Origin of the sequence: Haloferula luteola (assembly GCF_014201715.1) — a bacterium.
GTDB classification, from domain to species: domain Bacteria; phylum Verrucomicrobiota; class Verrucomicrobiia; order Verrucomicrobiales; family Akkermansiaceae; genus Haloferula; species Haloferula luteola.
In genome coordinates, this window is the sequence record NZ_JACHFD010000002.1 from 99,681 (window position 1) to 116,120 (window position 16,440).

The 16,440-nt window shown below is 58.2% G+C and carries 14 protein-coding genes; 5 read left to right on the plus strand and 9 right to left on the minus strand.

What is annotated here, in order from left to right; translation table 11 throughout:
* Window positions 1-3 precede the first annotated feature (3 nt).
* Together HNR46_RS02345 and HNR46_RS02350 are read right to left on the minus strand one after the other, a co-directional pair.
* On the minus strand, window positions 4-1,533 hold the full coding sequence (locus tag HNR46_RS02345) for an efflux RND transporter periplasmic adaptor subunit (RefSeq protein WP_184015435.1): 1,530 nt from the start codon (window positions 1,531-1,533) through the stop codon (window positions 4-6).
* Complete coding sequence (locus HNR46_RS02350; protein WP_184015437.1) at window positions 1,533-3,254, minus strand: TolC family protein; 1,722 nt, start codon at window positions 3,252-3,254, stop codon at window positions 1,533-1,535. The genes HNR46_RS02345 and HNR46_RS02350 overlap by 1 nt, the downstream gene beginning before the upstream one ends.
* Window positions 3,255-3,520: 266 nt before the next feature.
* On the opposite strand from HNR46_RS02350, the gene HNR46_RS02355 reads away from it, so the two are divergent.
* Window positions 3,521-4,537: a dioxygenase family protein gene (locus tag HNR46_RS02355; protein WP_184015439.1), complete on the plus strand. Its 1,017-nt coding sequence runs from the start codon at window positions 3,521-3,523 to the stop codon at window positions 4,535-4,537.
* Between the two features lie 116 nt (window positions 4,538-4,653).
* A complete protein-coding gene (locus HNR46_RS02360; protein ID WP_184015441.1) occupies window positions 4,654-5,814 on the plus strand; it encodes a 3-keto-disaccharide hydrolase in 1,161 nt (386 codons plus the stop codon).
* Between the two features lie 59 nt (window positions 5,815-5,873).
* On the opposite strand, the gene HNR46_RS02365 is transcribed toward HNR46_RS02360, so the two are convergent.
* The 3 genes from HNR46_RS02365 to HNR46_RS02375 form a co-directional block, all read right to left on the minus strand.
* Window positions 5,874-6,752 (minus strand): hypothetical protein, encoded by an 879-nt coding sequence (locus HNR46_RS02365; RefSeq protein WP_184015443.1) that lies wholly within the window; start codon window positions 6,750-6,752, stop codon window positions 5,874-5,876.
* Window positions 6,749-8,104 (minus strand): RNA polymerase sigma factor, encoded by a 1,356-nt coding sequence (locus tag HNR46_RS02370; RefSeq protein ID WP_184015444.1) that lies wholly within the window; start codon window positions 8,102-8,104, stop codon window positions 6,749-6,751. The genes HNR46_RS02365 and HNR46_RS02370 overlap by 4 nt, the downstream gene beginning before the upstream one ends.
* A gap of 61 nt (window positions 8,105-8,165) precedes the next feature.
* A complete protein-coding gene (locus tag HNR46_RS02375; protein ID WP_184015446.1) occupies window positions 8,166-9,995 on the minus strand; it encodes a 3'-5' exonuclease in 1,830 nt (609 codons plus the stop codon).
* A 178-nt stretch (window positions 9,996-10,173) separates the two neighbouring features.
* On the opposite strand from HNR46_RS02375, the gene HNR46_RS02380 reads away from it, so the two are divergent.
* Window positions 10,174-11,301 carry a lactonase family protein gene (locus HNR46_RS02380; protein WP_184015448.1) on the plus strand — a complete coding sequence of 376 codons (1,128 nt, stop codon included), beginning with the start codon at window positions 10,174-10,176 and terminating at the stop codon, window positions 11,299-11,301.
* Window positions 11,302-11,311: 10 nt separating this feature from the next.
* Here the strand turns inward: HNR46_RS02380 and HNR46_RS02385 are convergent, their stop codons facing one another.
* A complete protein-coding gene (locus HNR46_RS02385) occupies window positions 11,312-12,154 on the minus strand; it encodes a hypothetical protein (protein WP_184015450.1) in 843 nt (280 codons plus the stop codon).
* A 155-nt stretch (window positions 12,155-12,309) separates the two neighbouring features.
* Here HNR46_RS02385 and HNR46_RS02390 point away from each other — a divergent pair, with 155 nt between their 5' ends.
* Window positions 12,310-13,725 carry an expansin EXLX1 family cellulose-binding protein gene (locus tag HNR46_RS02390; RefSeq protein ID WP_184015452.1) on the plus strand — a complete coding sequence of 472 codons (1,416 nt, stop codon included), beginning with the start codon at window positions 12,310-12,312 and terminating at the stop codon, window positions 13,723-13,725.
* Between the two features lie 55 nt (window positions 13,726-13,780).
* On the opposite strand, the gene HNR46_RS02395 is transcribed toward HNR46_RS02390, so the two are convergent.
* Together HNR46_RS02395 and HNR46_RS02400 are read right to left on the minus strand one after the other, a co-directional pair.
* Complete coding sequence (locus tag HNR46_RS02395; RefSeq protein WP_184015454.1) at window positions 13,781-14,452, minus strand: ferredoxin reductase domain-containing protein; 672 nt, start codon at window positions 14,450-14,452, stop codon at window positions 13,781-13,783.
* 121 nt (window positions 14,453-14,573) lie between these two features.
* Entirely contained in the window at window positions 14,574-15,347 is a 774-nt protein-coding gene (locus HNR46_RS02400; protein WP_184015813.1) for an SDR family NAD(P)-dependent oxidoreductase, read from the minus strand.
* Window positions 15,348-15,440: 93 nt separating this feature from the next.
* Between HNR46_RS02400 and HNR46_RS02405 the strand changes: the two genes are divergently transcribed.
* Entirely contained in the window at window positions 15,441-16,163 is a 723-nt protein-coding gene (locus tag HNR46_RS02405; RefSeq protein ID WP_184015456.1) for a hypothetical protein, read from the plus strand.
* Here the strand turns inward: HNR46_RS02405 and HNR46_RS02410 are convergent.
* Window positions 16,151-16,345, minus strand: a complete 195-nt coding sequence (locus HNR46_RS02410) for a hypothetical protein (protein WP_184015458.1) — start codon at window positions 16,343-16,345, stop codon at window positions 16,151-16,153. The two genes, HNR46_RS02405 and HNR46_RS02410, sit on opposite strands and share 13 nt — an antisense overlap.
* Window positions 16,346-16,440 lie beyond the last annotated feature (95 nt).

Below are 16,440 nucleotides of genomic sequence, written 5' to 3' on the forward strand. Positions count from 1 at the left end.
AGATCACTGGGTCGAAGAAAGCAATTCATCGTCTTCGGGCGGAGCGTTCGGCTCCGCCTCCGGCAGGCCATCAAGGCCCTTCGGCGGTGTGAGCGAAACCAAATCGCCCACCGTCAGGCCTTGGCGAATTTCTACGAAATCACTATCGAACAGCCCCACTTTCACCTCCACTGGCTCCATCGCCTTGCCGTGCTGCACAAAGCAGAAATTCCGATCATCAGCACCGATCACCGCTTGCAGCGGCACCTTCACCACATCGGCGAGTTCCGCAATCAGGATGTCCACCTTGGCCGTGACTCCCGGCTTCACTTCAGGTAGCTCGTCCGTCACCAGCACCTCCGCCTTGTAGACCCGATAATTCGGGTTGTTGTCGCGGGCGGGCTCCGGCATGGATGCGATCTTCGAGACCTCTCCAGTGAAAGTGCGGTCCGGCAGTGCATCCAAAGTAATCCGGGCGTGCATCCCCGGCTTCACCAAAGAAATCTGATTCTCGTAAATGTTCACGCGGACCTTCATCCGCGACACATCCGGCAGAGAGATCAGCTCCTGCCGTTCACGCACGGTCGAACCTTCCTCAATCGGCTCACTCCCCCAGCCGCGCGGTTTTTCATAAACCACCAAACCACCCTGAGGAGCAAAAATTTGAGTGTGCTCACGGGCCTCATGCAACTCATCCAGGCTTTGCTTGCGCAGCGCGAGAGTCTCCTTCGAACTGGTCAGCTGCATCTCCGCTTTTTCCAGCTGGGTATCCGCCTGCCGCCGAGTCCGATCCAACACCACCTTGGTGTTTTCAACGTTCGTCTCCAACTGGCGTCGTTGCCGAGGTGCATCGAATTCGATCAAAAGCCGCAGTTCCTCCTCTGCACTTTGCAGTTCCACTTCACGACGCTTGACCGCAAGCTCGTCGGCAACCCGCTCCGACGGAGTGGCGTAACCCTTCTCTTCAAGCCGCCGGGTTCCATTCAAACGGTCTTCGGCCCGCCGCAGTTCTTCACTTGCCAATCCGATCGCCGAATCGGCCTTCTTTTTGAGCTGGGGGAACTGGCCTTCTTCATACTTGCGCAGGTCAGTCTTCGCAAACTCCACCGCCAGCTCCGTATCCCGCAGCTTGATGATGTTTTCGCTCTTGAGATTCTCGTACCGCTCTTCTTGTTCGGCGACTGCTGAAAGGCTTTGCTGATAGGCAATCTCCGCTTGGGACAGCCGATTCTCAATATCGCTGGAGTCGAGCTCAATCAACAGCTCGCCCTTCTCCACCACCGTTCCTTCCTTCACCAAAGAAAGAATCTGTGTGTTGCCAGGAACGCGATTGCGCACTTTCACCTCGTCCACCGCCTCAAGAGAACCGCCCGTGGGCAAAGCCACCGTGAAGGGCCCGGATTCTGCCGTAAAGTAGGCGTCGCTGGACTTGACCGCCGCATCGGAAGATCCTGATCGGATCATCCACACCCCACCTGCCGCGCCAGCGACCACCACGGGGATCCACAGCTTCGGGCGCATCAGGCGCCGCCATTTGGAGACATTGGGAATCATCAGGTCGAAGGTTCTTGGAAAAGTTCTTCGGGGGAAATCAGTGAGCCCCTCCCGGGCTCCCCTACGTCGCTCCCTTCCCCGTTGTTTCGCGGGACTTGAGGAATCGCAGGATTTTCCGCCCAGAATCGATCTTTATCGGGATCAAAGACCCCCAGATCGAACAACAGCTCAAGCCGCGTGAGATGATAGTCGATCAATGCGGAAGTCAGTGCATTGCGGGCACTGAGTTGGGCATTTCGAGCCTCCAACAAGTCGCGGGTTTCTGCGCGATCCGTATCGAGCAACAAATTCACCGCTTCCACCCGTTGATTGGCGAGTTGCAGCGCACTTTGCTGAATCTCATACCGCTCCCGCGCCAGACTCAACCCCCGGAAACCCGCACGGATGTCCGATTGGATCCGGTCGAGCGCCAGCCCGAGCTCCCGCAATTGCCGCTCGAAGGCAATCCGCGTACGCCGATACGCATTTCGCTCCGGCACATTGTCCAATGGCAAATCCAGATCGATGCCAATCCGGCTTCGGTAAACTTCAGCATCAAAATTCGAATACGTCCGTCCTCCCGGCGAATCGAGCGACAAACCCGCAAACAAATTAAGACCCGGCTTCAAAGCTTCCGCAGCCACCGTCATCCTCCGTTGGGAATCTTCGAACTGGTCAATCTCGTTGAGCAAATCCAGGCGATGGCGAGTGGCCAACGCCAAGGCCGCCTCTTCGTCAAGGGGCAATGGAGTCAGCCCCGTCTTCTCCAGATCCCGCAGAGCCGCATCGTCGACAAACAAATCGCCTCCAACCGGCAATCCCAAGGTCAGCTTGAAGTCATCGATTCGTGTCCGATAGGTGCTCACCTCGCCCACATAGCGATTGCGGGCTCGCAGTTCATCCTGCTTCGCTTGGTCCACCTGAAACTGTGGCAGCCGATCTTCGGCCAAGGCTGTCGCCCGTTCGGTGAAGGCGATCAAATTACGATAGTTGAAGTATTCGTTCCTGACCCGGTCCTTTTCTTCGAGGATCCGGAAGTAAGCGGAGGTCACGTCGAGCGCATTGCGCTTCTGGAAGCGGGAGAATGAGCGAATCGCATAGGCGACGTCCCGCTCACTCTGGGTAAGATTCTCCGTCGCCGAAGGCCCGGCCCCGCGCAGTAACGGTTGGGTCAAGTTCGCGGAGAAAAACTCCGTCGAAGGACCACCGCTTCCTCCGAGGTAATAGCGGAAAATATTCTGGGCAAGTCCGATGGCCACCGTACCACCGGATTTCAACAGTTGGCTGAATCCTGCCCGCGTCCTCATCGTGAGTTGACGCGAGGTTTCATCGCCATCGATCCCGGCACTCGACAACTCACCGGTGCTGCCCCCCGAAAAAATGGGGGAAAAATCATGACGAGCCGAGGTCAACTCCAAGCCCGCCAAATACAGATTTTCTTTCTCCGCTTGGTATTCCCTTCTTCGATCCACGGAAATGCCAATCGCCGCCACCAAATCGATCTTCCGAGTGTCCCGCTGATGGCGCTCGGTGAAAATGTCGATCGCTGCAATCTCGCTGGGATCCTCGGCGGAATGCGGCGTCTCGATGTCGAAGTCGGCGGCTTCCCCGAACAAGGTTTCCTCCTTTTCACGGAGCAGCCCATACACCTCACGATCCGCCGCTCCACTCCATTGCATCGGAGAGCAGGAAACGACGGAAAGGGCGGCAAGGGTGAGCAGGGCGGAGCGGGTACGCGACATCGCAGGAAACGACTGTTTCGGGGTTCGTCAGTGGGTGGACGACAGGAATCCTTGCCTGAACGTGATCAGGCTCCCGGATATTTCACCCGCGACGAAGAGCGTGGAGATTCCATGGCCGCATCCCGACCGGAGATGCTTGCTCGGTGACCATTCTGCCACCTTCCCAACTTCCACCCTCTTCATCGGAACTTCATTCTCGATCGCTATCGTCTCCCATGCTGCCGGATCCCCTTTTCGGCGGAACCTACCTGAACTCGCGATCCCCAATGAAACCCCAGCCATTCCACATTCCCATCGACCGTCGTCGCTTCTTCAAAAGCATGGCCGCCGCCTCCGCCGGATTCACGCTTCCCGGCTATCTGGCTGAGGCCCTGACTCAATCCCCCATTGTCACCCAAGGTCCCTACTACCCTCTTGCCGATGACATCCCGCTGGATAAAGACAATGATCTCGTCCAACTCGGAGATCAGCTCACGGCCGCAGCCGGCATCGTCACCACCATCACCGGCCGAATTCTCGATGCCAATGGTGACCCAGTAAAAAATGCCCTCGTTGAGCTTTGGCACGCCGATCAAGAGGGAGACTACCTTTATTCCACCGGCACCGGTCGCAACTCCGCCTGTGACGAAAACTTTGCCGGCTTCGGGCAGTTTCTCACCGGATCTTCCGGAGCGTTCAAGTTCCGCACCATCAAAGCCGGCCTCTACAACGGACGCACCCGCCATTACCACTGGGGAGTCACCTTGCCGGGCCGCACCACTCGCTCAACCACCCAAACCGGTTGGAACGAGGTGGCCTATGATCTGAATGGCCAGCAATGGGCCACTCAAAATGCCAATGACAACGTATTCTCCTCCCTCACGACGGCACAGAAGTCCTCGATCCTGCTCGACTACCTTCTGGTCGATGGCACCACCACTGGCGAGGTCTACGCCAATTGGGACTTCGTCAGCGGCTTCACACCCGTCGAGCCCGAATACCCCGACGCAGGAGGTTTTCTTGCCAGTGGTGAACGGGTCGCGGGCCCCAACAACACCCTCCGTTACAAGCTGACCATCCCCGCCTATACCAACTATTGCTACGAAGTGTATGGTAACCCCACTTTGGCCGACCTGGCGTGGGCAGCACTGCCGTTTTCGCTAACCCAAACTGGCGAAATTGACCGCCATCAACATGTCGCCACCGCTGAGGGTCCACTCGACATTTATGTCGAAGCTGCCGCCCTCAAGGGATTCTACAAAGTCTCCTTCCGCCCCCCGGGTGCAAATACCGGCACCCCTTGACCCCCCCCCGGCCCACGAGGGCGGAGAACGATTCCGGATCCCGATCTCCCGGGAACACGCGGAACCGGCTGAAACACCCCCGCCGATTCGCGCGTATCCGGGGCTTCAACCGATCCATGAAATCCCATCGTATCGCCTCCGCCCTCGCTCTACCCCTTGTCATCGCTCCTGCTCTCGCCGACGGTGCCTTCTACGGCGATCCGCCAGATGCCACCCACCCGTGGGCCATCCACGACATGAACCGCCCACAGCCGCCGCGTGTCGAACCCGGGACCTTCAGCGATCAAAACACCCCTGGAACTCCTCCATCCGACGCCATCGTGCTCTTCGATGGTAGCAGCCAGTCCCTTTCGAATTGGCAGGCGGACAAAAATCCCCCCGAAGCCACCCAGTGGATCGCCAAAGACGGCGTCCTGCAGTGCGTGCCCGGATCCGGTATGATCCGCACCAAGGAAGAATTCTCGGATTGCCAACTCCACGTCGAATGGGCGTCCCCATTGGAAAGCGAGGGCAACAGCCAAGGCCGCGGCAACTCCGGCGTTTTTCTCATGGGTGAAGTGGAAATCCAGGTCCTCAACAATTACGACAATCCGACCTATGCGGACGGATTTGCGGGTTCGGTCTATGGAGTGAATCCGCCGATGGCCAATGCCCTGCGCAAGACTGGCGAATGGCAGGCCTACGACATCGTTTTCCGCCGTCCGGTCTACGAAGGGGATCAACTCGTCGATCCCGGGCATCTCACGGTCTTTTGCAACGGTGTGCTCCTCCAAGACGGCACCCCGCTTGAAGGTGGTGGCGGTCACCGTGCGCGCAGCCACGATCGCCCATTTCCCGAGACAGGTCCGCTCAAACTTCAGGACCACGGCAACCCGGTACGCTTCCGCAACATCTGGATCCGCCCACTCCCCAAACGCGCCATCGAAGGCGGCGACACTAGCGTCATGACCCCCGAGGCCACCGCTGCCAAGCGCTCAGAGATCGCCCAGGAAATTCGCTCCAAAGCGGCGACCAAGGAAGGCAAAGACAAGCTCTTGCTCCTTCTCGAATCCCTCACCTACGAGCGCGACCCCGAGGCATTGAAAGAAGCCTCCACCATGGTTGCCAAATTCGCCGACCACCTCAAGGCCATGTCCGAGGACAAACTCGAAGGCATCAAAGGCGACGTGCTGCAGGTCAACCATGCCCTGCAATACCTCACTCACTTCGAACTCGCCGAGTTCAAGCAAACCGACGAGATTCTCCAACTCGTGAAAAAGCGCGAGTGGGATAAGTAACCCCCTTTCCCGAGAGTGGCGCGACATCCCCGCCACTCTCGGAGCTCTTTGGCCTCGGATCACTCAGTGCCGTCGACCGTGAAAAGCTCCGACACTTTCACTCCATAGTGTTCTTCAAACTCCTCCACCGTCTGGGAACCAAACATCGACATGTCTCCCGTTCGGGCATTTCGCGAGAGATAGTTCACCTGGGCCTCTCCCTTCTGGCTCACTGAAAGCCCAAACTCCCAGTCCGAGGCCCCCAGCCCCCCCAGAAGATCGGACAGGTGAGCGGCAGCGAGAAACTCCTCTGCTCGGGGGGCTCCGAGGAGCGCTTCAAGCTCTACCCTCAGTGCCTCGGTGCTGGCTTTCCCACGATCGGGCCGCGCCCGTGCCAACCACTTCCTCGTGGATCTCCTCACCATCGGCTCATTCGCATACCGATAACCCATCGGCCCCTTCGAGATTTGTATCGGTTTCAGGGAGATTTCTTCGGCGGACTCCTTGATGGGCCTCAGACGACTCCGAAGATCGTCAGTGTTCTTCTCAAACAACTCTGCCACCATCCCATTGAGCTGGCGGACCTCTGGCGGCGTCAACTTCAGGAACTCCATTGCTTCTTCGGAAATCTTCCTCTCACGGACATTCAAAGAAGTGACCATCCTTGGCGCGGAAGACTCTTGAGCAAGTTGCTCGACGATCGAGGCATGGGCTCTCGCGATCTCGGCACGAAGTTTCGCCTCTTCACGCGCCTTCGCCTCGCGAGCTGCCGCCGTAGGTCGAGGATTCGGAGAGTCGTCAGAGCCGATCGGAGAAGAGTGGAATGCACTCTCTCGAAGCGGGCGCAACTCGGCGGTCAATCGCATCACCCTGAACCAAGAGAAGAAGGCAAAGCCCACGATTCCAACCCCCAACCCCACCTGCCAACCCTTCCTTGTGAGGATCCCCGCCCGTTTCATGGCTGCTCCGCGAATTGAATGACCTGCCCATATCGGAGTTCAAAATCCTCCACACCTCCCTTGAAAGACTCCAGAATCTTCCCGGTGCCCGGATCCTTCGTCATCACTGCCACCCAACGGTCACCTCGCTCTCGCACACCAAATTCGATATTCATCTCCATCCTACCCGCCAGATTCCCCACTGGCTGCTCACAAAGCCCCTGCATCAGCTTCTTCGCCCTCGGTGGGCCGATCACTTCCGCAAAGGAGTGATCCAATCCCTCCATCCATGATCTCCCACGATCATCCAATGCAGGCACCCGGAAAAGCGTCACATGCGCCGCTTCCTCGCCGGGTCCGCTCGTCAACCACTGCGTCCTCTCCATGAAGCCCCGCATGGCTTCAAGACGCGCATGCTGGAAAACCTCCGTGACCCCATCGATTTCCTCCTCGGTCAGCCCTAGTTCCTCTACCGCAGCCGTGGTGAGACGTCCCCCAAGGTGAAAGGAAATCCAACCTGGGATGGGAAGATATTCCCGCCAGGGGTCCTCCACGCGATCCTGATCAGATGCTCGATCCCGGGCTCGGACGGGAACACCTGCCCCATCACCACCCGACTGAACCGCCACCAAACGGCCCCGTTCCGAACCCAGCTCCTTCGCCCGAACGTGACCCCATAAGGCGACTCCACCCAGCATCAACAGGGCCGCCCACGGAACAACCTGAGCTCCGCCGCCTACCCCCGCCTTTCCCGTTGAAAGAGAATGCTTCCACCCACGGGGCAAGGGCACGCCGCCCCGCTCCAGAATCACCTCGCCCAGCGCACTCGATGACAAGGTCACTCCCTTCTGTCGGAAATGATCCCTGAGCTTCTCCACCCCCCGGTGTACGCGCTTTTGGGCCGCCTCAGGGGAAACTCCCAAGCACACCGCCATTTCCCGAGCTGAACGATTTTCGAAGTAACGCAGCAGCACCGCCTCTCGATCGCCATCTCTCAAAGCATCAATGGCCGCGTCCAACTCAGGTTCGATGTTCTGCCAGACGTCGTCTTCTTGCTGATCCACCCGCCAATCCCCCACCGCCCGCTCGCGCACCTGCCGCCGAACTTCCGAACGCACTCGATTCGCCGCGAGATTTCGAGCCGTCCGATGCAACCAGCCCATCAGCACAGGATGCTCGGCCAACGAACGCGCATGCTTGGCCAATTGAACGAAAACCAACTGGGTGACATCTTCCGCCGTTTGTCGATTCCCTGATACTCGCCACGCCACCGCAAAAACTCGTCCCGCATGCCGACGCTCCAACTCTGCAAATGCCGCATCGGATCGACTTTGTGAAAACTCCCTCAGCAACTCCTGATCACTCGAATTCATCGTTTTTCAAATCAATCACCGGCGCTGCCAAAATCGGACGCACAAATCGGATTCCCCCTCGTCATCCCCCCGCTCTGCGCAAGGGGTCCCCCAACCGCCGCGTGAACGCATTCTCCTTCACCGCCGAAACCGTCAGCAACCGTTTTGCTCGGGTCATCGCCACATACAAAAGACGTGTCGCCTCCACCGGCTCCTCCGAGACTTCTTCAAGCTCGCCGACTCCCACCACCACCACGGCCTGAAACTCCAAGCCCTTCGAACTGTGTGCAGAAACCACTGTCACCTTAGGCTGACCCGGATCGTATTTCTTCCGCCACGCCGAGCTTCCCATCCACAAAAAATCGACGCCCTGGCGCTTCAGCCTCTTGGCGATTCCCTTCCCTTGCTGCCCCTTGAAATAAATCACGGCGATCTCATTCGCCGGCACGCCGTATTCCAGCCACGCCTTCACACAACGCACTGCATACTCCGGTTCATCCGCACCCATCCGAAAAACAGGTTCCGGGCCACTCAATCCCGCCGTCGCAGGTTCGATCAACGGAATGTGATCTTCATCCGCCCCCTGCGGGCCCATCGCTCCATGCGCGAAGTCGTAAGCGAACTTCAAGATCTCCCGAGAGTTGCGATAATTCAACCGAAGGATCGTCGTCCGCCCTGCCGCCTTTACCCCCACACTCGACAAGCTGAATCCCAATCCTCGGCTCTTCCGGTAGATCGATTGGGCATCGTCATAAAGCAGCAGAAATGAATCCGTCGCCGGATCCACCATCTGAGTCACCAACCGCAACCATTCCGGCTCAAAGTCGTGCCCTTCATCGATCAGAACCGCTCCATACTGACCGCGCGGGATGAATCCCTTCTCCACGCCGGCAATCACCGAGCGAACCTGCCGTTCCCATATCGGGTCCTCTCCTGGAAGCACCGGCACATGATAACTCTTTAGCATCTCCCCACACCATTCATGGAAATGGTGGACTCGAATCTTCTCTTCCAGACCTCGGACCTCAATGAAACGCCGCAACCTCGCCGCCAACGAAATATTATAACACAGCACCAATGCAGGCCGCGCCAACGCCTCCGCGAGCTGCAAACAACGATAGCCCAGAATCAACGTCTTCCCCGATCCTGCAACCCCGTGAATCACCCGGTGCCCTTCACCCAGATTCCGTGCCAGTTGTTCCTGCTGTAGATCCAGAACCTTCACCAAATCGGGCACCTCCTCGTCTTCGAACATTTCCGGCTGCACAGGATCGTCGATTCTCACCTCGGGAAACAGATGCCATCGCACCCGCTCGATCTGAGGCAAACTCAACGGCGCTCCGAAGCGGTGCTCAAACATCCCCCACAGCCTTTCCTGGAAATCCATGGGATCGACGGATTCATACATCTCATCCTGACAAATCAACCTTCGAGCTGGCAGCACCAAATCCTGCACCTCATCGGGCATCCGCTCATTCCATTGCTTACGGCTGATATTCGCCAAAACCACCCCATACCCCCAGGGAAATGCGAGCTTCCCCTGATACGGCCCACTGCGATGGCACAGTTGAGGGTCCCCTTCCAATTGAGTTACCAGCTCAAGCGCCATGGCTCGCGCCTGCTCCAGCGGATTCTCCACCACCTTCGGTTGCCCTCCGAACATCACCCCCCAACGGTCCTTCCGAAACTCCCTCAAATCTCCGGCCTTCCAATCTTTCACCTCCAGCACCAACAAACCGCGTCCGGGATGCAGAACGACAAAATCGGGATACCGCCGGCTCTTTCCCACCGGCACATTGAACCAAACCCGATAGTCATCTTCTAAATGCGTATTCAATCGCTGGCCCAATCGCCGTTCTCCCGGCGTCGCGACCACCGCGGCTTCATGAATGGAGTGAATCAACGTCGCCATGAGTGATGCAAATTGCTTCTCCGCTCAGCCTATCTCTCGTCACCACCCAAACCGATCCAATTCTCCATCATCATCGCGGAGTGGACTCCTCTCCTGAGCCTAGGGAGGACCTTGGGCACCATCGCGATTTTTGCGGTGAATTCTCGTGTTCCTTCTCTCAAGACGCTTAGCTCGCGCCATGCACAAGCTCATCGGACTCACTTTGGCTCTTCTGGCGGTCAGCGCCACCGCGGAAAGTCGTCGGGTCTACATCGGAACCACCGGCCAAGGCCCCGCCAAAGGCATCTACGTCGCCGATTTCGATCTCGTGACCGGGACTCTTTCTGGCCTCAAACTGGCCACCGCCGCCCCCAACCCCGGCTTTCTGGTGATGGCCAGCAATGGCAAACACCTCTACGCCACCAGCTCCACCTCCGCCACAGGGAGTCAACGGTCCACGGGCGCCGTCGCGGCGTTCTCTGTGGAAACCGACGGCACCCTTCAAGAAATCAATCGTCAAGAATCAGGCGGAGGCACCTGCTTCGTCACCCTCGACGCTTCGGGCCAAGTCCTCCTCGCCGCCAACTACGGAGAAGGTTCCGTTTCCAGTTTCCCGATCAAGGGGGATGGTTCCATCGGCCCAAGGGCTTCCCACTTCGTCCACCAAGGATCCAGCATCAACCCCGACCGCCAGAAGGAACCCCATGCTCATTCGTTCTATCCTGGTCCCGACCATCTCCGCGCCTACGCCCCCGATCTCGGCATCGATCAGGTCGTGATTTATACCTTGGACCCCACGACCGCAGAAGTTTCACGCGAAGGCTTCGCAAAAACCACTCCAGGATCCGGACCACGCCACATGAAGTTCAGCCCCGATGGCCAGCACGCCTACGTCATGGGAGAAATGAGCCTCTCAGTCATGACCTACTCTCGCAATCCAGCGACCGGAGCGCTCGACTTCCAACAAGAAACTCGCGTACTGGCCGAAGGCGATTCCGGTGACGGCATGACGTGCTCCGAAATCCTCGTCAGTACCGACGGAAAACATCTCTACACCGCCAATCGTGACGTCGCAGGAAAAGGACGCGACTCCTTGACGACCCTGGTCATCGGCGAAGATGGATCGGTCACCCGCCAGTCAGAAGTCGCTGCCGAAGTGCGCATTCCTCGCAACATTCAACTCAGCCCCGATGGCAACTGGCTGCTCGTCGCCGGTCAGGAATCCGGAGGAGTTCCCGTCTTCCGTCTGGGAAGCGATGGCACACCTACTTCATTCGGCCATCGCGCCGACGTTCACGGCGCGATGTGCATCGTTTTCGCTCCCTAATCGTCCCTCTTCAGCCATCAGGCAAAACGGATCGAACGCGGAAGAACTGCCGGCCCATCAGGGCCGGATCCACTTCACCATATACCGTCGCGACTTCACCGCTAACGGCAGGCGATTCGCGACCCTGCTCTGTCCAAGTCACCAAATCCGGGCTGGTTTCCACCTTCAACTTCAACCCCTGCGCGGCTCCCCGGACCACCAGGGGATGGAAATCCAATCCCTCGAATTCGAAACGCTCTCCCAGCGAAACCACCAGCGGCAACTCCACGGGAGCAAAGGCGCCATCCATCTCTGCGCTGAACGAAGTTCCTCCGAAATCATTGGAGCCGAAAACCGTGATGTTCCCTGTTTCCGTAAATGCCACGGCGGGCGTAAGGATATAGAACGCCAAACTCTCGTCCGGGGGTTGAAGCAATCCCGCCCCGAGCCGAAAAGTGATTTGATCGCCCATCGCCGTTCGTCCGGCTTGCGCCGCCCTCACGGTTCCGTCTCCGTCGGTGCGACCTTCGACATCCGTATCGACCCAACCGAATCCCCCTAATCGCACATGAGTCGCCCAGCCAAAGGTATCGGGCGGATTGGCCGTCTCCCCGACGCGCCCGAAGAAAACCAAGGTTCCCGTCACCGACGAACGCACCACGGTACTCTCATACACTCCCGTGAAGATGACTTGCCCGAGCGAATCCTTGATTTCAAAAGGCAGCGATTTTTCCGCGAGAACGTCTCCGGTCGTCTCCGGATCGGTCGCCGACGTGACCCCACTCAACATCAGAGTTTGGCCTCGGGAAAGGGGCGATGCCACGACCGCCTGAAGCAGTCCGAGGACTGCCAAAATCGTCGGGTGCGCTTTCATGATTTGAGAATCGAGAACTTAGGAGTCTACCCCCGACTCCACCCACAAGGGAATCCCCATTGCTTCGCATCTTTTGCCCTGCACGAAATCGCGCGCGCTCGCGTGACCGATGAGTCTTGTCTTCCGGAAGGAAACGGAGGTAGGCATGCCATTGCATGAAGTCGCCTGCTTTCCTTCTCCGAGGGCTCGTCCTCAGCTTCGGTCTCCACGCTTTCCTTTCGGCGGCATCCATCGACCCCGACGCGAGCTACTCCGGCATGGCCAGTACTTACGACAATGGTGGCAATATGGGCGCGTGCTCGATTCCGATCGCCGAGACCGCCACATTTTACGGGGCCATGAACGGCGTTCAACACGATGAGGCCGAATGGTGCGGCGCCTGGGTGGAAGTGACAGGACCACTTGGCACCGCCTTTGTGCAGATCGTCGAGGTCTGCAACGAATGCCCTCGCGGAAACCTCGACCTCGGACCCGCCGCATTCTTTGAAATCACGGGAGATACGGAAGGACTCTACCCCATCACCTGGAGGTGGGTTTCCGCCCCGGGTGACATCGGTCCCATCCACTTCTATTCCCAAGGCAGCAATCCCTACTACCTCAAGCTTCAGGTCAACAACACCGTCAATCCCCCTGCAACGATGGAGGTATTTCACAACGGGACTTTTGAATCCATGGCCCGCACAGAGGACTACCATTTCGTTCACAGCGATGGCACCGCCCTCGAAGAACCCTTCACGATCCGCGTGACCGATATCTTTGGCCATGAAGTGACAACCTCGGGCCTGACCATTTCCGCCACCTCCACCGGCCAGGTCGGTAGTGGAAATTTCCCTCCGCGCCTCGATGCCGACGTGGCCCTCGAAACCTCCGACGGAACCCCCATCATGGATTCTGGCAGCTTTGATTTCGGAGTTGCGGTGGCACCGACTCCCGAAACGCGAACCTTCACTTTTCAGAACCTCGCGACCACCAGCCTCACCGGGATCTCCGCCACCGTCGACGGATCGCACGCTGCCAGCTTCTCGATCAGCACCCCTCCCACGAATACCCTCCAGGCCGAAGCTTCTTCGCCCCTGGGACTGACCTTCACCCCGTCAGAACCCGGACTTCACACGGCGCAGCTCCACATTCTCAGTAACTCCAGCGTGGAAGAACTCGCATCCTATGACGTCACTCTCACAGCTCTGGTCCTGTCACCCTCCGTCGATACCGACGGAGATGGATTGAATGATGCCGCAGAGGGCAAGATGGCTGCTTTGGGATTCAATTGGCAATCGGCTCAACCGGATTTGGTCGCCACGCTCACCACCCACGCCCAGCTCGCCGGGCTCTACACCGAGGATCAGATGCGTTCTCTCCAGGTGGGAGTTCCCGTCCTTGAGCGTGATCCCTCTACCGACACATTCACCCTTCGATTGCGACTGCGCGAATCGAGCCAATTGGCCACCTTCACCCCGCTCCCCTTCATTTCATCAGGCGTATCCGTGAGTGGCGATGGAGCCTTGGAATACCAATTCTCACCCGAAGGAGATGCGGCCTTCTATCGGATCGAAACTGGAGAATCCCCGTGAGAAGCCAGCAGGATGGATCCATCTCCGTCCTCGACCAGAAAGTCGGAACTCGCCCTCAACTTTCTTCCTGAACGATCTTGGTTTTGCTCATCCCCAGCTCCCCGAGTGCTTTCACCAAATCCTTGGTCATTTCTGGAGTCCCACAGACGTACCCGTATTCCGGCTTCAAGGTGTCGAGAAATCCTCGCAGCACATGGATGTCGATATGCCCCTGTTGATATCCAGGCACCACTTCATCGGTGAGGTAGAAGTGAACCTGATCTCCAAATCGGGTCTTCAACTCTGCTGCGGCGATGATGTCACGCTGATGACGATTGGAATAGAGGAGATGACTCTTTCGAAGCTCTCCCTTGCGATGAAGATCGCGGAAGATCGAAAGGAACGGAGTAATTCCCGCACCGCCTGCAATGAAAAGTCCAGGACCGCGATAGCGAATGGCTCCCCAAGGATCTCCGATCTGTAGGATATCTCCGACTTGCAGGTCCCGCATGCGGTCCGTCTCACCCTTTCGTTCCGTATACGTCTTGATCGTGAACTCCAAACACGGGTCGTCTGGCAAAGAGGTGAACGTGAAGGGTGAACGTTCCTCACGCTCCCCCTCCCGGTCGATGGCAACCAAAGTAGCCTGGCCCGGATCAAACGAATAGGAATCCGGACGCTCGACAGCAAACTTATAGGTTTCGTGGGTATCTTGAGTGACGGCGAGGATTTTGACGGAGTGATTCATGACTCCCTACTCGCAAAACCCATGCCGCACGAAATAGCAACGAGTTCCCCTCAAAAGAACCCTTCATCATCCGCTTCGCGCACGTTCCATCGTGCAGATGGCAATCGACTCTCCTGATCGATCACATGATAAAATCCACCACTCCGCCATCGACCCGGAGAGCGGCACCCGTCGTGGCCGATGACAACGGAGACGCGACGTACAACACCATATTCGCCACTTCCTCGACGCTCGCGGCCCGCTGAATGATCGAACTCGGACGCACTTGCATCACAAAGTCTCGAGCCACTTCTTCCTTTGACTTCCCCGATTTTTCCATCTCCTCTCGAAGCATCTCCTCCACGCCTTCCGATAGAGTCGGCCCAGGTAGGATCGTATTCACCGTCACTCCCGTGCCAGCAAGTCGTTTGGCGAGACCTCGAGACAAAGATGCATCGGCGGTTTTCGAGACCCCGTAGTGAATCATCTCCACGGGGATATTGTAGCCGCTCTCCGAACCCAGAAAGAGAATCCGCCCCCATCCTTTTTTCACCATTGCCGGAGCCAGAGCACGGGACAAACGCACGCCGCTCATGACATTGAGATTCCAGTGATCCTGCCAAACTGAATCTTCCGTCTCAAAAAAATCCGATGGTCGAAACATCCCTGCGTTGTTCACCAGAATATCGACCTCGCCCACACTCTCCACCGCTTGCTGGCAACCCTCTGCCGTCGCTAGATCCGCGACCACCGGCGATGCTCCCATTTCAAGCGCAACAGCCTCCGTCTTACTGGCATGGCGACCGTTGATGAACACCTTCGCGCCCGCATCCAAAAGGGCTTGGGCGGTGGCGCGGCCAATGCCGGCGGTGGAACCAGTAACGAAGGCAGTTTTTCCAGTGAGATCGATGCCAATCATCTCGCACCGGTAAAGGCTTTCCCCATCAGTGCAAGGGAGGATGCTGGAATTGAATGAATGCCATGCCAGGCCCTCACGTCGAAGGCCGGCATGAAAAAACTCCTCCTCCGTGGGTGGATCGCGCTTCTTCCGCTCTCTAACCTCAGTCGAGCGGAGCCTCCTCCGCTTCCCCTGCCCCCGAATGCATGGATCCAGGAAATGCACCTGCGCCGGGCCGCTGAGGAGCGCGAACGAGCGTGGCGAATCGAAGCTTGGCGCCGCGAACAGGTCCGCCGCCAACAGGCGTGGCAACAGCATGCACGCCACCACCTGGAAGCCATCCGGCGCGCATGGTTCTCGCATGAAACCTCTGGCTACCGGGGTGAATCGGCTTCTCCTCCCCTTCCCAAGCCCACCCCTCCTCCCCGCCGTCCACTCGCTTTGCATCCATCGCCCGCACCGCAGGCGCCCCCTGACCGATCCCTCCAACCACCCGCCCAAGCCACCGCACCTAAGTCGACGAAACATCAGGAGTCCAACCGCTCCCCCTCCCATCCTTCGACACTCCCACCGCGCGCCTCCGAGAGTCCTCCTACGACGCCGCCGCCTTCGATCTCAGCTTCAACACCGTCGATTCATGCCACCCCATCGGAAAAACCGCTCACACCTTCCCCATCTCAGGTCAATTTCCCCACCGCGGTGCCGATTCCCGGCCGCAAAGGCATGGTGAAAATTCCTGTCGACGGCCAAGAACGCATCCTCGACGTCAAAGGGATCCCCTCCGGCAATCTCGTCGAGGACCCCATCACCAAAATCCGCTTTTACGTGCCCTGATTTTCCACCGGAGATTTCCGTGGTCGGTGCACCCAGCGGGCCGTCAATTCACAGCCGATCGGCGTGCTTCCATACTTCATCAGCCACCGCACCATCCGGAGGGCCATGGAGATGAGCTTGCGGGACTCCCGCGGCTTCGTCTCGCGGAGCGCCCACGGGTTGGAGAGTGAGGTGTTCTTCATAACGCCCGCAGTTTGCCCGAGATCCGAGACCAAAAACAGATACACAAAATGAGTTTTTCATGCAGTACAGAGATCAAACGGCAATCTGTACTGGT